A 14,061-nucleotide genomic window follows, 5' to 3' on the forward strand; every position below is an offset into this window, starting at 1 on the left:
TCAGGCCATCGCCAGCGAGGGCACCTCGACCGGTTTGCTGGCGCGCCGGCGCAGCACCGGCAGCGCCCGCTGGACGGCCAATGCGATGCGTGCACGCAGCGCATCGCCGCTCACGCGATAGTTCTCGAATTCCTTGTCGGTCGCATAGACGCCGATGGGCAGCGTGTGGGCCTGGAAGAAGCTGAACAGCGGGCGCAGCTGGTGGTCAATCGCCAGTGCGTGGCGGTCGCTGCCGCCGGTGGCCGCAAGCAGCACCGGGACGTCGATCAGCGATTCGTGATGAACGAAGTCGAAGAAATGCTTGAAGAGCCCAGTGTACGAACCGCGATAGATCGGGCTCGCCACCAGCAGCAGGTCGGCGGATTCCACGTCCTTGATCGACTGCTCGACCTCGGCCGGAAGCTGGCCGCGCTGCAGCACGCCGCCGAACTTCGGAACCAGCTGGCCGAGCTCGATCAGGCGCGTCTCGGCGGGCCAGGCGTCGGTCAGGCCCTCCAGCAGTTCCTCGACCAGCGCGAGCGTGCGCGAGGGGCGTTGCAGGCCGCCGGAGACAGCGACGATCTTGAATTTTTGAGTCATGGTGAGAGAAAAAAAAGCCAGGCCACGAATGTGCCGGCCGCGCGGACCTTTTCACGCACGTCTCTAGAAGCATTTCAGCTATGGATATGCGGATTCCGGGGCTGGCATCCCGCTACGAATGAGGCGACAAGGCCGACGCCGCGGCCACACGCAGCCGGCGCACGGCCCTGATCGGCACATAGCCATGGGGTGCGCGCCGCGCGACCTCCTGCGGCGAGACGGGTGCAACGCCCCAGGCCGCGGCAGTCAACGCTATGACACGGCGAACCTGGGCTGTCGGAGAAACATGGAAAGTACGCGCTGCTGGCATTGGAAAGTCCTGTATAGAGGCTTGCTCAATTCTGCAAAGCCGTCCGGTGCCTTCCAACGACGGATTGCGAGTTTCCTGATGCGGAAATCTTTCATGCCGCCAGCCGCCTGTTTGCGAATAAGCATGCGCGGTTTTCTTCGTTGAAGGGACGAGCGGGGCTTCCTAGGATCGGCACTTCGCAACCAGCCAGACCGCTCCCGTGCCGGAGCGCGCCGCCATGCCCATCGAGATGCCCTCCCCTTCCCCTGCCGGCGCCCAGCCTTCGAGGCGCCTGGCGCTCAAGGCCTTCGCCTCCGTCGCATCCGTCGCCGCAATTGGCGGCCTGGCACTTTCGGGCTGCTCGCGCGAGGACGGCGGCAATGCTGCCGCGGCCGGCGGCCCGGCCGTGGTGAAGAAGACCGGCGACAAGATCGCATTCAAGTACCCGAACAACCCGTCTTTCGACCTGATCTACCTGGCCGACGAGCTCGGCTACTTCGAGGGCACCAACACCCGCCCCGACTACGTCGGCAAGATCGCCGCGCCGCAGATCATTCCCCTGGTGGGCACGGGCGAGATCGACTTCGGCAGCCGCATGGTGCCGCTCGTGATCTCGGCCATTGCGTCAGGCGCGGACCTCCGGGTGGTGGCTGCAGGCGGCAAGACGCTGCAGGAGGCGCCGCACATGAAGTACTTCGTGCGCAAGGACTCAGGCATCCGCCAGCCCAAGGACCTCGAGGGCAAGACCATCGGCTTCAATAGCTTCGGCGCCTGCGCCGAGTTCGTGACCAAGAAATACCTGCGCCAGAACGGCGTGGACGTGACGAAGATCAACTTCGTCGTGATCCCCGACGAGCAGGCCGAGCAGACGCTGGTGACCGGCAACACCGACCTCGCGATCATCCATGCGCCCTTCTCGGGCCGTGCCGACAACGCCGAGACACTGGTGCGGCTGTGGAGCGACTACGACCTCGACGGCGGCCTGGGCGGCATGGCGCCATACAGCGCGCACGGCCAGTTCATTCGCCAGCAGCCCGAGGCGGTGCGCGACGTGGTGGTGGCGCTGGCCAAGGCCGGCAACTGGGTCAACGCCAACACCGAGGACGCCCGCAAGCTGGTGGCCAAGCGCATCAACATGGACCTGAAGAACGTCGACCGCTACGCCTATGTCGACGACCTGGTGGTGACCGAGCCGCCGATCCAGTACTACATCGACATCCTGCAGTCCGAAGGCAAGCTCGCTGCCGGCAAGGTGGCGGTGAAGGACGTCTACACCAACGAGTTCAATCCCTTCGCGCAGCAGCCGGGCGCGAAGTCCTGAGGACCCACCGGACATGAGCCTCAAGATCTCGGCCCGCGACCTGCGGATGGACTATGCGGCGCGCGGCGCGAGCGAACGCGTGCGCGTGCTCGAAGGCTTCGACCTCGACGTGCGCGATGGCGAATTCCTCTCGGTGCTCGGCCCGTCGGGCTGCGGCAAGTCGACCTTCCTCGGCATCCTGGCCGGGCTGACGGAGCGCACCGGCGGGCGCATCGCCATCAACGGCCAGCCGCTGGCGGGCATCAACCGCAACCAGGGCGTCGTGTTCCAGGGCTACGCGCTGTTTCCGTGGCTCTCGGTGCTCGACAACATCGCGGTCGGGCTGGAGATACGCGGCATTGGCAAGGCCGAGCGCCGCCGCACCGCGCACGAATACCTCGAACTGGTGGGCCTGCATGGTTTTGCAGACCGCTATCCGCACGAGATCTCGGGCGGCATGAAACAGCGCGTGGCCATCGCACGCTCGCTCGCCTACAAGCCCGACGTGCTGCTGATGGACGAGCCCTTCGCCGCCCTCGATGCGCAGACGCGCGAGATCCTGCAGAGCGAGCTTCTGCGCATCTGGGAGCAGCACCGCAAGACGATCGTCTTCATCACGCATAGCCTGGAGGAAGCCGTGTACCTCTCCGATCGGGTGGCGGTGATGACGCAGCGGCCCGGGCGCATCAAGGACATCATCGACATCCCGCTCGCACGACCGCGTTCGGCGGAGGTGCGCCACACGACCGACTTCGCCGCGCTGCGCCAGCGCGCGTGGGAGGTGCTGAAGGATGAAGTGCAGATCGGCCTGAAGCCGCGGTCGCTCGAAGGAGTAGTGTCATGAGTGCGCTCCGATTTTCTCCTTCCCCTCCTGGGGGAAGGTTGGGATGGGGGCACGCGGCCTTTGCAACGCCGCTGCTGCCTGATACGCCGCTTGCCCCCACCCCAACCCTCCCCCGTAAGGGGAGGGAGCCACAGCCAAAGGCGGGGGTGGGACGATGAGCGCAGTGCTCGATGCGCCGGTGGTTCGCACGCCCGGTCGATTCTTCAAGTTTGCACGCAGCCTTGCCCGCGTGGCCGAGCGCGGCATCGGCATCGTGATCTTCCTCGCACTCTGGGAGGCGCTGCCGCGCCTGGGCATCGTGAGCGACGCCTACCTGAGCCCCCCGTCCGCCGTGCTCGCAAGCATCATCCAGCTCGTCGACACCGGCCAGCTCTGGAAGCACGTGGCGGCGAGCTTGCAGCGCTCGCTGTGGGGCCTGCTGCTCGCGAGCTTCTCGGGCGTGGTACTGGGCCTCTTGATCGGCAGCTCCAGGCGCCTCGCAGCCATCGCTGATCCCGTGCTGCAGCTCTTCCGGCAGACATCGGCGTTCGCGCTGTTCCCGGTATTCATCCTGTTCCTGGGCATCGGCGAGCTGTCGAAGGTGGCAATCATCTTCTGGGCCTCGTTCTGGCCGGTGCTGCTGAGCACCGTGAGCGGCGTGAAGCAGGTCGACCGCCTGCTCGTCAACTCGGCGCTGTCGATGGGCGCCTCGCGCCGCTTCGTCTTCTTCAAGGTGGTGCTGCCGGCGTCGCTGCCTTCGATCTTCACCGGCGTGCGGCTGGCGGGGGCGTACAGCATCACGGCGCTGGTGGCGGCCGAGATGATCGGCGCGCATTCGGGCCTGGGCTTTCTCACGCTCAACTCGCAGGAGACCTTCCAGATCCCGACCATGTACGCCGGCATCCTGCTTCTGGCGGTGCTCGGCCTGCTGCTCAACTACCTGCTCGCCCTGCTGGAGCGTCGGCTGCTGCGCTGGCGCAAGGGCCTGAGCCTCGATGACTGAGCGCAAGTTGTCCAAGCGCGGGTCGGCGCTGGCCAGCACGGCGCTCGTGCTGACGGTGGCGCTCGCAGGCATAGGCGCCGCCTGGGCTTTCGCGGCGCCTCCGCTGTCGGGACTGCCCAAGGGACCGGTGCTCGCTCGTGCGATCGAGCGCGGCAAGCTGGTCGTGGGCGTGCGCCGCTATCCGCGCCCTGCCCCGCCCGAGGCGCCCACGCCGCCTGAGCCCGACGACTTCGACGCCACGCTCGCACGGCAATTGGCGGCTGCGCTGGGCGTGCCGCTGGAACTGGTCGGCCTCGACGCTGCGGCGCAGGAGACGGCGTTGCGCGAAGGCCGCGTCGACTTGCTGGTGGCCGGTGTGCCGGCGCAATCCGCATCCGGCATCGCGGCGGCGCCCGGCAGCTACGACATCGGCCGCGGCCTCGTCGTCTCGCTCAGGCGCGGCAAGGTTCAGGAGCCATCAGCGTTGCGCGACGCTTCGGTCTGCGTGGGCGAAGGTTCGGGCTACGCCGGCGCGGTGTCGCAGCGCTACGGCGCACAGCCGCGCAGCTATCCCTCTTCGGTGCATGCCGCATCCGCTTTCATGGCCGGCGAATGCGCGGCGCTCGCCGAGGACGCCCAGGTGCTGGAACGGCTCATGCAGAACGAGGAGTGGCGCTTCTACAAGGCGCTGACGAGCGATCTGCGCCTGCCCTCGGACGCGTCCATTCGCCTGCTCGAGGGCGATGCCGTGTCGCGCGATTACCTGGCGGCGGCCCTGCGCCATTGGCGTGCCGACGGTACGCTGGACAAGGCGCGCGGCGCACGTGCGGGCAACCTGCAGTTGGAGATCACGCTGCTCAAGGACGGCTTCGTCTGCCACTCCTGAGGGGCGCGGGGGCGTGTCAGGCCTGCGGCGCGCGCCATTGCGCAAGCGCGAAGTCACGGCTCACGAGGTTCTCGGCGAGCAGGAATTTCTTGACCTCGTCCAGCAGCGCCAGCCCTTCGGGCGGATACGCGGCTTCGGGGAAGTGGGAGAGCGGGTGGGAGATCTTCACGATCTCGAGCGGAAAGCCGCTCACCTCCGAGTGAAAGGCGTAGTAGTCCGCGCTGTTGCTCCGGATCTCTTGCAACGCCGCTCGGCGTGCGCGCGTCCAGGCGGCAGGCAGCTCGGGTGCGGCCGCAAGCAGCTTGCTCGACGCAATGATCACCGAGGTGCCGCGCAGCGCCGGGTGCTTCTCGGCCTCGTCGATGACCGGATAGCCGCGCGAGGCGAGCAGCGGCCCCACGTCGATCTGCGCCGCGAAGGCTGCGATCGAGCCCTGGTCGAGCGCCGCCTCGCCGTCGCGCGGGAACATGTGGATCACCTTGACGGATTTCTGCAACCCGTTTTCCTTGAGCAGGCCCAGCACGTAGCGGTGCATGTAGGAACCGCGCGCCACGCCGATGGTCTGGCCTTCGAGTTCCTTCACGCTGCGTGCGCCGTTGCGCGGCGTGAGCAGCCAGACGTTCATGCCGATAGCGTCGAAACCGATGAGCTGGCCATCGAGGCCCCGCGAGCGAGCGACCACGGCGGGCGTGTCGCCGTAGATGCCGACATCGAGGGCGCCCGAAAGGAAAGCCTCGTTGAGATCGGGTCCGTTCGGAAAATTGCGCGTCGTCACTTCCTTGAAACCGAGCGGGGCCAACTCGCGCTGCAGATGGCCCTGGCGCAGCGCCCAGCCGGTGGCGGCCGCGGGCTTCTTGCCGGGGCCGATATAGCCGAGACGCAGCACCTGGCTGCTGCCTTGTGCGAGGGAGAAACCGGGCAATGCGCTCGCGGCGGCCGCGGCGACGGCGCCGCGCAGCAAACGGCGGCGGCTGGAAAGATCGGGCATTTGAAGGACTCGCAGCGGGAAGGAAAGAGAAATACGGACTCAGTGCGTCCGCTGCAGGAGCTCGAAGCTCGCATCGGCCGACGCGGTGGATTGCCGGCCGCGGCCCCAGCCGACGGCACTGCGGTAGCTGCCCATCAAGACGGTGGCCGCGCCATCGCGCTCCTCGGCGGTGGCGCTGCGGTCCGCGATGGGCGCGACGTAGAGCGCATCCTCGGGGCAGTACAGCTCGCACATGAAGCAGGTCTGGCAGTCGTCCTGCCGGGCGATGCGCGGCGGGCCGCCCGGCACCGCCTCGAACACATTGGTCGGGCAGGCGTTAACGCAGATGTTGCAGCCGGTGCAGCGCTCGGCGCTGATGACTTCGATCATGCGGCCACCTCGTCCTGCACGGCATGACGCTGAACCCAGACCTCGTCGAGCCCGCCGCTGAGCAGCCGGTGGCGCTGCGCCGGATCGACCGCACCGTGTTCGCGCCGGCGGTGCATGCCGCGCGTTTCGGTGCGTTGCAAGGCGCTGCGATACATCCAGCGCGAGGTGGCCAGCATGGCGGCGGCTTCGCGTGCGCGAACAGCCTCTGTGGCCGTGGCAGCCGGAGCGCTGGTGCGCAGGCGCGCCCAAAGGGCATCGAGCCGTCCGAGCGAATCGCGCAGCGCATCGCCCTCCCGGAACCAGTTGCGCTCGTAGGGGAAGACTTCTGCCTGAACGGCGCGAATCACTGCCTGGCTGTCGAACGCCGCGGCGCCGCGCGAGGAAAGCGCCACGCCGCCTGCGCGCAAGGTCGTGCGGTTGGAACCGGCGGCGCGCGCGTCGCGTCCGAATGCCGCCGCGCCTGCCCCGGCCCAGAATCCGGAGGACAAGGCCCAGGCCGCGTTGTGGCTGCCTCCGCCCGTGAAGCCGCCGCAGATCAGCTCGCGCGTTGCCGCATCACCCGCGGCGTAGAGCCCGGGCACGGAGGTGGCGCAGCTGTCGTCCACCAGGTGCAGACCGCCCGTGCCACGCACCGTGCCTTCGAGCCGCAGCGTCACCGGAAAGTGCTGGGTGAACGGGTCGATGCCCTGGCGGTCGAAGGAGACGAAGAAGTTGGGCTGCGCCGTGCGCATCCATGCGCGGATCTGCGCGTCGGCGCGGTCGAGGCAGGCGAACACGGGTTGCGATTGCAGCGTCTGCGCGATCACGCTGCGCCCTTTGGAAGAGCCTGCGCCTTCGATGGGCGCGCCGTCGGCCGTGTAGAAGGTCGCCCAGTTGTAGAACAGCGACTTGGTGACGGACGAGAAGGCCGGCCCCAGTCCATAGGCATTCGAGAACTCCATGCCCGACAGTGCCGCGCCAACCTCGGCCGCCATCAGCTGGCCGTCGCCGGTGAGCACGTTGCAGCCGAGCGCCCGGCTCAGGAAGGCGCAGCCGCCCGTGGCAATGACGACCGCGCCGGTACGAGCGACCCAGGTTCCGCCGCTCTGACGGTTCACGCCGGTGGCGCCGCAGACGGTGCCGTGCTCGTCCACCAGCAATTCCAGCGCAGGGCTGTGGTCGAGGATGCGCGCGCCCGCTTCCTTCACCCGCTTGCGCATCAGCCGCATGTATTCGGGCCCTTGCAGCGATGTGCAGCGCAGTGCGCCCTGGTCGTCTGCGGGGAACGGATAGCCCCAGTCCTTGAGCCGCTCGACGTTGGCCCAGGTCTGTTCGAGCACCCGGTCCATCCAGGCATGCTCGGCGAGGTGGCCGCCCATGGCGAGCCGGCTGGCCTTAGCCTCCTCGCGTGCCGTGCCGTCTGGTGGCACGTGCCACAGGCCGGTGCCCGAGGGCGCGGTTGCGCCCGAGGTGCCGCAAAAGCCCTTGTCGGCCAGCAGCACGTGCGCGCCCTGCGCGGCCGCGCTCACCGCGGCCCATGCGCCCGCGGGGCCGCCGCCGATCACCAGGACATCGGCCTGATGCCTGTCGCTGCCGTCTCCCCCCGAAAGAAGCTGCCGCTCGAAATCTCTCGCGCCCATGGTCGTGCCTCGCAATGCAAAGAACGAGACCGTATCAAGGGCTGCCCGGCCACACAACGAAGGAAAGCATGGATCGATATGCGCCCGGTGCACGAAGCGACCGAAGCGGCCGGGCAACCCTTCCGGTCAGGCGCGCCGCTGCCCTGCCAACCGGCGCACCACCGTCACCAACCGATCGATTTCGTCGAAGGTGTTGTAGAAGGCCAGCGATGGCCGCACGGTGGTCTCGACGCCGAAGCGGCGCAGGATCGGCTGCGCGCAATGGTGGCCCGTGCGCACGGCGATGCCTTCGTCGTTGAGCGCATGGCCCACCTCTTCAGTGGTGTAGCCGTCGAGCACGAAAGACATCACGCTGGCCTTGTCGGCCGCCGTGCCGATCAGCCGCACGCCGGGAATCGCACCCAACTGCGTCATGCCGTACACGAGCAGGTCGTGCTCGTAGCGCGCGATGTTCTCGATGCCCACCTTGTTGACATAGTCGATGGCCGCGCCCAGCCCCACGGCATCGGCGATATTGCCGGTGCCGGCCTCGAACTTGTTCGGGATCGGCTGGAATACGGTCTTCTCGAAGGTCACGTCGGCAATCATGTTGCCGCCGCCCTGCCAGGGCGGCATGTCCTCGAGCACCTCGCGCCGGCCCCACACCACGCCGATGCCGGTGGGGCCGAAGACCTTGTGGCCGGAGAAGACGAAGAAGTCGGCACCGATGTCCTGCACATCGACCCGCATGTGCGAGACCGACTGCGCGCCGTCGACCAGCGCCTTCGCGCCGGCACGGTGCGCGAGCTCGACGATCTCCTTCACCGGCACCACGGTGCCCAGCGCATTGGACACCTGCGTGACCGCGACGATCTTCGTGCGGTCGTTCAGCAGCCTGCGATATTCGTCAAGCAGCACCTGGCCCGAATCGTCCACCGGAATCATGCGCAGCTTCGCGCCCTTGGCGGCGGCGAGCTGCTGCCACGGCACGATGTTGGCGTGGTGCTCGAGGTTGGACACGACGATCTCGTCGCCCTCGCCCACGTGCTGCCCGCCCCAGCTCTTGGCCACGAGATTGATGGCCTCGGTAGTGCCGCGCACGAAGATGACTTCTTCGACTTCCGGTGCGTTGATGAACTTGCGCACCCGGTCGCGCGCGCCCTCGTAGGCGTCCGTGGCACGAGCGGCCAATTCGTGCGCCGCGCGATGGATGTTCGAGTTCTCGTGCGCGTAGAAGTACGCGATGCGGTCGATGACCGACTGCGGCTTGTGCGTGGTGGCGGCGTTGTCGAACCACACGAGCTGCTTGCCGTTCACGCGCTCTTGCAGGATCGGGAAGTCGCGCCGCACGGCGTGGACGTCAAACGGCGGATGCCGGCCGCTGCCGGCAAGCGGCGCTGCGTCGGGCCCGCGCGGATCGGGCTTGACCGGCGTGACGAAGCCATTGGGCAGGCGCACAGCATCGACGAAGTAGAACTGCGGTTGGCTCCCTCGCCCCTCTGGGGAGAGGGTTGGGGTGAGGGGCGACCCCGCGCTTTGATCGGGCCGCAGGCCCTCACCTCCGCCCTCTCCCGCGAACGGGAGAGGGGGCGAGACCTGTGGAGGGGCGGACGCGGCAGAAGCTGCGCCGGCCGACGGATGCCCGAAGCTGTTGTTCAGGAAGTAGAACGGCGACGCGGAAGGCGTGTCAGGCGCGTTGACCTGCTGCGGCACGCCCAGCACCGAGCTGCCGAGACGAGGCTCGAAAGCCGGCGCCACTGACAGCACCGTGTCGGGCACCTCATTGCCCGCCACCGCGTGTGGCGCCAGGGCCGGCGCACGGTTCGCGAGCGAAGGCAGCTGCGTGGGCGATGCCGGCACCAGGTTGGCGCCGGGAATCTGCCCCTGCGGGATCGGCGTGCCGGGCACGCTCGGCCCGAAGCCCGCAGGACTCGCCAGCGGCGAGCCCGACGGCGCGATGTTGGCGGGGAACTGCGCCCCCGGCACCAGGGGGTTAGCCACGCCCGGCAACGCGCTCGGTGGCGTGCCCGGCAGTGCGGAGAACATGGCGCTCGCCATGCGCGCGAGGATGGCCGGGTCGAACGGCGCCTCGCCCGGAATCGATGGTGTGCTGCTCACCGCGGCTTACTTGTAGGTGTCGGGATAGTCGTGGTACTTGCCGATCTCGACGTCGTCGAGCACGGCCAGTGCGTCGGTGGTCAGCACCGCCAGCGAGCAGTACAGCGAGATCAGGTACGACGCGATCGCATGGTTGTTGATGCCCATGAAGCGCACCGACAGACCCGGGCCCTGCTCGCCCGACAGGCCCGGCTGGAACAGGCCCACCACGCCCTGGCGCTTGTCGCCCACGCGCAGCAGCAGGATCTTGCTCTTGCCGTCGGCCACGGGCACCTTGTTCGACGGGATCAGCGGGATGCCGCGCCAGGTGATGAACTGCGAGCCGAACAGGCTCACCGTCGGCGGCGGCGTGCCGCGGCGCGTCGCCTCGCGGCCGAAGGCCGCAATGGCCAGCGGATGCGTGAGGAAGAAGGCGGGCTCCTTCCACACCTTGGTCAGCAGTTCGTCGAGGTCGTCGGGCGTGGGCGCACCGGTCAGCGGGAAGATGCGCTGCTCTTCGCTCACCTGGGCCAAGAGGCCGTAGTCGGGGTTGTTGATGAGCTCGCTCTCCTGGTTCTCCTTGATCGTCTCGATCGTGAGGCGCAGCTGTTCCTTGATCTGGTCGTGCGGGCTGCTGTAGAGGTCGGAGATGCGGGTGTGCACGTCCAGCACCGTGCTCACGGCGTTGAGGTAGTGCTCGCGCGGATTCTCTTCATAGTCGACGAAGGTGCGCGGCAGCTGGTTCTCTTCTTCGCGCGAGGTGCAGGTGACCTTGATCGATTCGGGGTTTCTGACCTTGTTGACGCGGTAGATGCCCGCCTCCACCGGCACCCATTGCAGGAGGTGCGTCAGCCAGCGCGGGCTGATGGTCTCCAGCTGGGGGACTGTCTTGGTGGCATTGGCCAGCTGGCGGGCGGCGTTGTCGCCAAGGGCGGTGATACCACCGACTGTTGCGCTCATGAATCAAGGCTCCGTAGTGAGAGAAGTGGCCGCAAGTGTCGGGCGACCTGGGGTTTTCCCTCAACAGGCTATAGCCGCCAAGTTGATCCTTCGCACGAGACGCGATTGCTCCAATTGCTCGCAGCGCAGCAGCAGGCCCACCATGTTGATGTCGAGCGCCGCGGCCAGCTTGTGCGCCGTGACGATCGACGGGATGACACGCCCGCGCTCCACTTCCCCGACATAGGAGCGGTTCAGGTCGGCGCGCTCGGCCAGCGCTTCCTGCGACCAGCCCTTGCCTTCGCGCAGCTGGCGGATGGTCACGCCGAAGTCTTCGACGAAATCCTTCATGCGCCCGCTCCCTGCGGCGCGTTCTGCAGGCTGGCCTGGGTCACGCTCGCGCCCGGCTTCACGTCCTCCGTGATCCACACGTTGCCGCCGATGACGGCACCCTCGCCCAGCGTCACGCGCCCGAGGATGGTGGCGCCGGCGTAGATCACCACGTCGTCCTCCACCACCGGATGCCGCGGCAGCCCCTTCTGCAGGTTGCCTTCGGCATCGGTCGGAAAGCGCTTGGCGCCGAGCGTCACGGCTTGGTACAGGCGCACGCGCTTGCCGATGACCGCGGTTTCGCCGATCACCACGCCCGTGCCGTGGTCGATGAAGAAGCCCGCATCGATCTGCGCGCCGGGGTGGATGTCGATGCCGGTCTGTGCATGCGCCAGTTCCGCCACGATGCGCGCCAGGAGCGGCAGCCCGAGCTTGTAGAGTTCGTGCGCCAGCCGGTGGTGGATCATCGCGAGCACGCCGGGGTAGCACAGCAGCACCTCGTCCACGCTGCGCGCCGCCGGGTCGCCTTGGTAGGCGGCGAGCACATCGGTGTCGAGCAGGCGACGCAGCTGCGGCAGCGCACCCGCAAAGCGGCGCACCGCATCGGTCGCGGCATCGTCGATCTCGCCAGGGGAACGCGGTTCGTGCCGGGCGTTGAATTCGAGTTCGAGGCGTGCCTGTGCCAGCAGGGCCTGCAAAGCGGAATCGAGCGAGTGGCCGACGTAGAAATCTTCGCTCTCGTGGCGCAGGTCGGGGGGGCCGAGCCGCATCGGGAACAGCGCGCCCTTGAGCGCTTCGACGATCTGCGCGAGCGCGTCGCGTGACGGAAATTCGCGTGCGCCAGGCTCGCGCGAGCGCCGCTGTGAATCGCGCCATTCGTCGCGCACGCCATGCAGCGCGCGCACGATGCCGCTCACCTCGAAATGAGCCATGTGGTTGTTCTCCCTGGAAAGGAACGCTGCCGTCAGTCCTGCACCCACGGCAGGCCGTGGAAGCGCCAGCCGTCCGAGGCGCCGCGGTGCTGGTGGGCATCGATCTCGCCCTCGAAGCCCTCGAGCACGTTGAACACGTGCGTGAAGCCGGCCTTGGCGGCTGCTTCCGCCGCGAGTGCCGAGCGCTTGCCGCTGCGGCACAGCAGCAGCGCCACCGCGTCCTTGCCGCCGTGCTTCGCAAGCCTGGCCTCGAGCTCGCGCACAAAGCGCGGATTGCGCGTGAGCGCCGTGCCGGTCGCCCAGGCCACATGCAGGCTCTCGGGCACATGGCCCACGAACTTGCGCTCTTCGCCCGAGCGCACATCCACCAGCACGGCCCGGCCGCCCTGCACCAGCGCCCATGCGACGGGCGGCGTCACGCCGCCGGCGTAGGGCCATCCCGCTTCGGCCGCACGACCGCGCGCTTCCTCCAGAGCGGGCGGCAAGGCGACGAGATCTTCTTCAACTTCCACTGACATGCGCTTGGGCTCCTGTGCATTGCTTGTTCATTCACCATCCGGCTTGGTGGCGATGACCATCACTGTAGGAGCGGGGCAGTGAAGCTCCAACAACCGAAAAGTCGGTTCTAAACAACCAAACGGTCTAACGACTCTCTGCCGCCCGGCCATGGTCCAAGCGAGATTTGCGCATAAGCACATGCGCAATGGGCGCATGCGTCGGGCGCGAACTTTTCTAGCATGTGGCCATTGCATTGCGCCCAAGACACCACTCCCATGTCCCTGTCGATCGACACTCTTGCTCCGCCCCCTGCCCTCTCGCGGGGACGCGAACTCTCCGAAGATGGCTTGCGCATCGTGCCCATCGGCGCGGCCCTTGGCGCCGAGGTGACGGGCCTGGACGCCACGCGTCCGCTAAGCGCGGGCCAGGTGCTTGCGCTCAAGCGCGCGCTGCTCGAACGGCATGTGCTGGTCTTCAAGCGCCAGCAGCTCGACGATGCGCAGTTCCATCGCCTCGCGAGCTACTTCGGCAGCGTGTTCCGTCCGCCTGCGAACGTTCCGGTGCTCGGCTCCGATCCGTATGGCGGCAACACCCCCGACATCGTGCACGTGTCGAACCTCGAGGGCGGCGTGCTCGGGCACGACGAACTGGCCGCGCATGCCGATCATCACTGGACGCCGGTGCCCTCGTCGGGCTCGCTGCTCTACGGCATCGAAGTGCCGTCCGAGGGCGGCGACACGACCTGGTTCAATCTTGCAGCTGCCTGGGATGCGCTCGACGCTGGCACCCAGCGCGAGATAGCGGAGCTGAAGCTCATCACCTACAACCCCTTCCTGCGCAAGCTGAAGCCGCTGGCCACCGGTTCCCCGCTCTACCGCACGCCTGACATCGAGCCGCTCACGCCGTTCGAGGTGCACCCCTTGGTGCGCACGCACCCCGATAGCGGCCGCCGCATCCTGCACTTGGGCGAAAAGACCGAGGTCGAGATCGTCGGCGTCGATCCGCAGTACGGCGTAGCGCTCATCGCCCGGCTGCGCAAGCACCTGCTGCAGCCGCGCTTCGCATACACCCACCGCTGGTCGGCGGGCGACATCGTCTACTGGGACAACCAGGCCACGCTGCACGCGCGCAGCGCCTTCGACAGCGGCGAGCGCCGCCTGCTCAAGCGCATCAGCCTGTCGGGCAGCCGCCCCTTCTGAACGAAGCAAGCTTGCCGCGTAGGATGGCTCATGCCCTTCGGATAACGCCCGCGGGCACAGCATTCATACCGCCGTACGATGCCGCGGCAACCGGCCGAAAAACGGATGGCTCGGATCGTTGAAGCCCGGCAGCGACGACTGTCCCGTGGTCACGAGCGCATCGACCAGGGCCTCGTCGTCATCGGTGAAGCGATATTGCAGCGCGGGCTAAGCACATACGGGCTCGACGGTCGCCAACATGTGAACGCGACC

14 protein-coding genes and 1 pseudogene are annotated in these 14,061 nt (G+C 67.7%); 5 read left to right on the plus strand and 10 right to left on the minus strand.

Features of this window, described 5'->3' with window-relative positions:
- Entirely contained in the window at positions 1–579 is a 579-nt protein-coding gene (gene msuE, locus J2X92_RS01125; protein ID WP_307572745.1) for an FMN reductase, read from the minus strand.
- A gap of 527 nt (positions 580–1,106) precedes the next feature.
- On the opposite strand from msuE, the gene J2X92_RS01130 reads away from it, so the two are divergent.
- The 4 genes from J2X92_RS01130 to J2X92_RS01145 all read left to right on the plus strand — a co-directional run bounded on the left by J2X92_RS01130 (position 1,107) and on the right by J2X92_RS01145 (position 4,859).
- Positions 1,107–2,189 (plus strand): ABC transporter substrate-binding protein, encoded by a 1,083-nt coding sequence (locus J2X92_RS01130; RefSeq protein ID WP_307572746.1) that lies wholly within the window; start codon positions 1,107–1,109, stop codon positions 2,187–2,189.
- Between the two features lie 13 nt (positions 2,190–2,202).
- A complete protein-coding gene (locus J2X92_RS01135) occupies positions 2,203–3,012 on the plus strand; it encodes an ABC transporter ATP-binding protein (RefSeq protein ID WP_307572748.1) in 810 nt (269 codons plus the stop codon).
- Positions 3,013–3,166: 154 nt separating this feature from the next.
- Positions 3,167–3,994 carry an ABC transporter permease gene (locus J2X92_RS01140; protein ID WP_307572749.1) on the plus strand — a complete coding sequence of 276 codons (828 nt, stop codon included), beginning with the start codon at positions 3,167–3,169 and terminating at the stop codon, positions 3,992–3,994.
- The gene (locus J2X92_RS01145; protein WP_307572751.1) at positions 3,987–4,859 is read left to right on the plus strand and encodes a substrate-binding periplasmic protein; all 873 of its coding nucleotides are present in this window, start codon (positions 3,987–3,989) and stop codon (positions 4,857–4,859) included. Before J2X92_RS01140 ends, J2X92_RS01145 begins: the two co-directional genes overlap by 8 nt.
- Before the next feature lie 16 nt (positions 4,860–4,875).
- On the opposite strand, the gene J2X92_RS01150 is transcribed toward J2X92_RS01145, so the two are convergent.
- The 8 genes from J2X92_RS01150 to J2X92_RS01185 all read right to left on the minus strand — a co-directional run bounded on the left by J2X92_RS01150 (position 4,876) and on the right by J2X92_RS01185 (position 12,630).
- The gene (locus J2X92_RS01150) at positions 4,876–5,847 is read right to left on the minus strand and encodes an ABC transporter substrate-binding protein (protein ID WP_307572753.1); all 972 of its coding nucleotides are present in this window, start codon (positions 5,845–5,847) and stop codon (positions 4,876–4,878) included.
- 39 nt (positions 5,848–5,886) lie between these two features.
- Positions 5,887–6,216: a 4Fe-4S dicluster domain-containing protein gene (locus J2X92_RS01155; RefSeq protein ID WP_307572755.1), complete on the minus strand. Its 330-nt coding sequence runs from the start codon at positions 6,214–6,216 to the stop codon at positions 5,887–5,889.
- Positions 6,213–7,835: an FAD-dependent oxidoreductase gene (locus J2X92_RS01160; protein WP_307572756.1), complete on the minus strand. Its 1,623-nt coding sequence runs from the start codon at positions 7,833–7,835 to the stop codon at positions 6,213–6,215. Before J2X92_RS01160 ends, J2X92_RS01155 begins: the two co-directional genes overlap by 4 nt.
- A 126-nt stretch (positions 7,836–7,961) precedes the next feature.
- On the minus strand, positions 7,962–9,872 hold the full coding sequence (locus tag J2X92_RS01165; RefSeq protein WP_373424781.1) for a family 2A encapsulin nanocompartment cargo protein cysteine desulfurase: 1,911 nt from the start codon (positions 9,870–9,872) through the stop codon (positions 7,962–7,964).
- Positions 9,873–9,938: 66 nt separating this feature from the next.
- A complete protein-coding gene (locus tag J2X92_RS01170) occupies positions 9,939–10,871 on the minus strand; it encodes a family 2A encapsulin nanocompartment shell protein (protein WP_018902966.1) in 933 nt (310 codons plus the stop codon).
- 60 nt (positions 10,872–10,931) lie between these two features.
- Positions 10,932–11,201: a helix-turn-helix domain-containing protein gene (locus J2X92_RS01175; protein ID WP_012747027.1), complete on the minus strand. Its 270-nt coding sequence runs from the start codon at positions 11,199–11,201 to the stop codon at positions 10,932–10,934.
- Positions 11,198–12,112, minus strand: a complete 915-nt coding sequence (gene epsC, locus J2X92_RS01180; protein ID WP_307572761.1) for a serine O-acetyltransferase EpsC — start codon at positions 12,110–12,112, stop codon at positions 11,198–11,200. The genes J2X92_RS01175 and epsC overlap by 4 nt, the downstream gene beginning before the upstream one ends.
- Positions 12,113–12,144: 32 nt before the next feature.
- Complete coding sequence (locus tag J2X92_RS01185) at positions 12,145–12,630, minus strand: rhodanese-like domain-containing protein (protein WP_307572762.1); 486 nt, start codon at positions 12,628–12,630, stop codon at positions 12,145–12,147.
- 255 nt (positions 12,631–12,885) lie between these two features.
- Here J2X92_RS01185 and J2X92_RS01190 point away from each other — a divergent pair, with 255 nt between their 5' ends.
- Positions 12,886–13,809, plus strand: a complete 924-nt coding sequence (locus tag J2X92_RS01190; protein WP_307572764.1) for a TauD/TfdA dioxygenase family protein — start codon at positions 12,886–12,888, stop codon at positions 13,807–13,809.
- A gap of 63 nt (positions 13,810–13,872) precedes the next feature.
- Here the strand turns inward: J2X92_RS01190 and J2X92_RS29535 are convergent.
- Positions 13,873–14,016 (minus strand): annotated as a pseudogene (locus tag J2X92_RS29535) (aldo/keto reductase); the annotation flags it as partial.
- Between the last annotated feature and the right edge of the window lie 45 nt (positions 14,017–14,061).

Origin of the sequence: Variovorax paradoxus (assembly GCF_030811855.1) — a bacterium.
Lineage (GTDB): Bacteria > Pseudomonadota > Gammaproteobacteria > Burkholderiales > Burkholderiaceae_C > Variovorax > Variovorax paradoxus_L.

Excerpts from the sequence above, each read along its gene's own strand:
- msuE (WP_307572745.1), bottom strand. The coding sequence starts at position 579 with ATGACTCAAAAATTCAAGATCGTCGCTGTCTCCGGCGGCCTGCAACGC.
- J2X92_RS01130 (WP_307572746.1), top strand. The coding sequence starts at position 1,107 with ATGCCCATCGAGATGCCCTCCCCTTCCCCTGCCGGCGCCCAGCCTTCG.
- J2X92_RS01135 (WP_307572748.1), top strand. The coding sequence starts at position 2,203 with ATGAGCCTCAAGATCTCGGCCCGCGACCTGCGGATGGACTATGCGGCG.
- J2X92_RS01140 (WP_307572749.1), top strand. The coding sequence starts at position 3,167 with ATGAGCGCAGTGCTCGATGCGCCGGTGGTTCGCACGCCCGGTCGATTC.
- J2X92_RS01145 (WP_307572751.1), top strand. The coding sequence starts at position 3,987 with ATGACTGAGCGCAAGTTGTCCAAGCGCGGGTCGGCGCTGGCCAGCACG.
- J2X92_RS01150 (WP_307572753.1), bottom strand. The coding sequence starts at position 5,847 with ATGCCCGATCTTTCCAGCCGCCGCCGTTTGCTGCGCGGCGCCGTCGCC.
- J2X92_RS01155 (WP_307572755.1), bottom strand. The coding sequence starts at position 6,216 with ATGATCGAAGTCATCAGCGCCGAGCGCTGCACCGGCTGCAACATCTGC.
- J2X92_RS01160 (WP_307572756.1), bottom strand. The coding sequence starts at position 7,835 with ATGGGCGCGAGAGATTTCGAGCGGCAGCTTCTTTCGGGGGGAGACGGC.
- J2X92_RS01165 (WP_373424781.1), bottom strand. The coding sequence starts at position 9,872 with ATGGCGAGCGCCATGTTCTCCGCACTGCCGGGCACGCCACCGAGCGCG.
- J2X92_RS01170 (WP_018902966.1), bottom strand. The coding sequence starts at position 10,871 with ATGAGCGCAACAGTCGGTGGTATCACCGCCCTTGGCGACAACGCCGCC.
- J2X92_RS01175 (WP_012747027.1), bottom strand. The coding sequence starts at position 11,201 with ATGAAGGATTTCGTCGAAGACTTCGGCGTGACCATCCGCCAGCTGCGC.
- epsC (WP_307572761.1), bottom strand. The coding sequence starts at position 12,112 with ATGGCTCATTTCGAGGTGAGCGGCATCGTGCGCGCGCTGCATGGCGTG.
- J2X92_RS01185 (WP_307572762.1), bottom strand. The coding sequence starts at position 12,630 with ATGTCAGTGGAAGTTGAAGAAGATCTCGTCGCCTTGCCGCCCGCTCTG.
- J2X92_RS01190 (WP_307572764.1), top strand. The coding sequence starts at position 12,886 with ATGTCCCTGTCGATCGACACTCTTGCTCCGCCCCCTGCCCTCTCGCGG.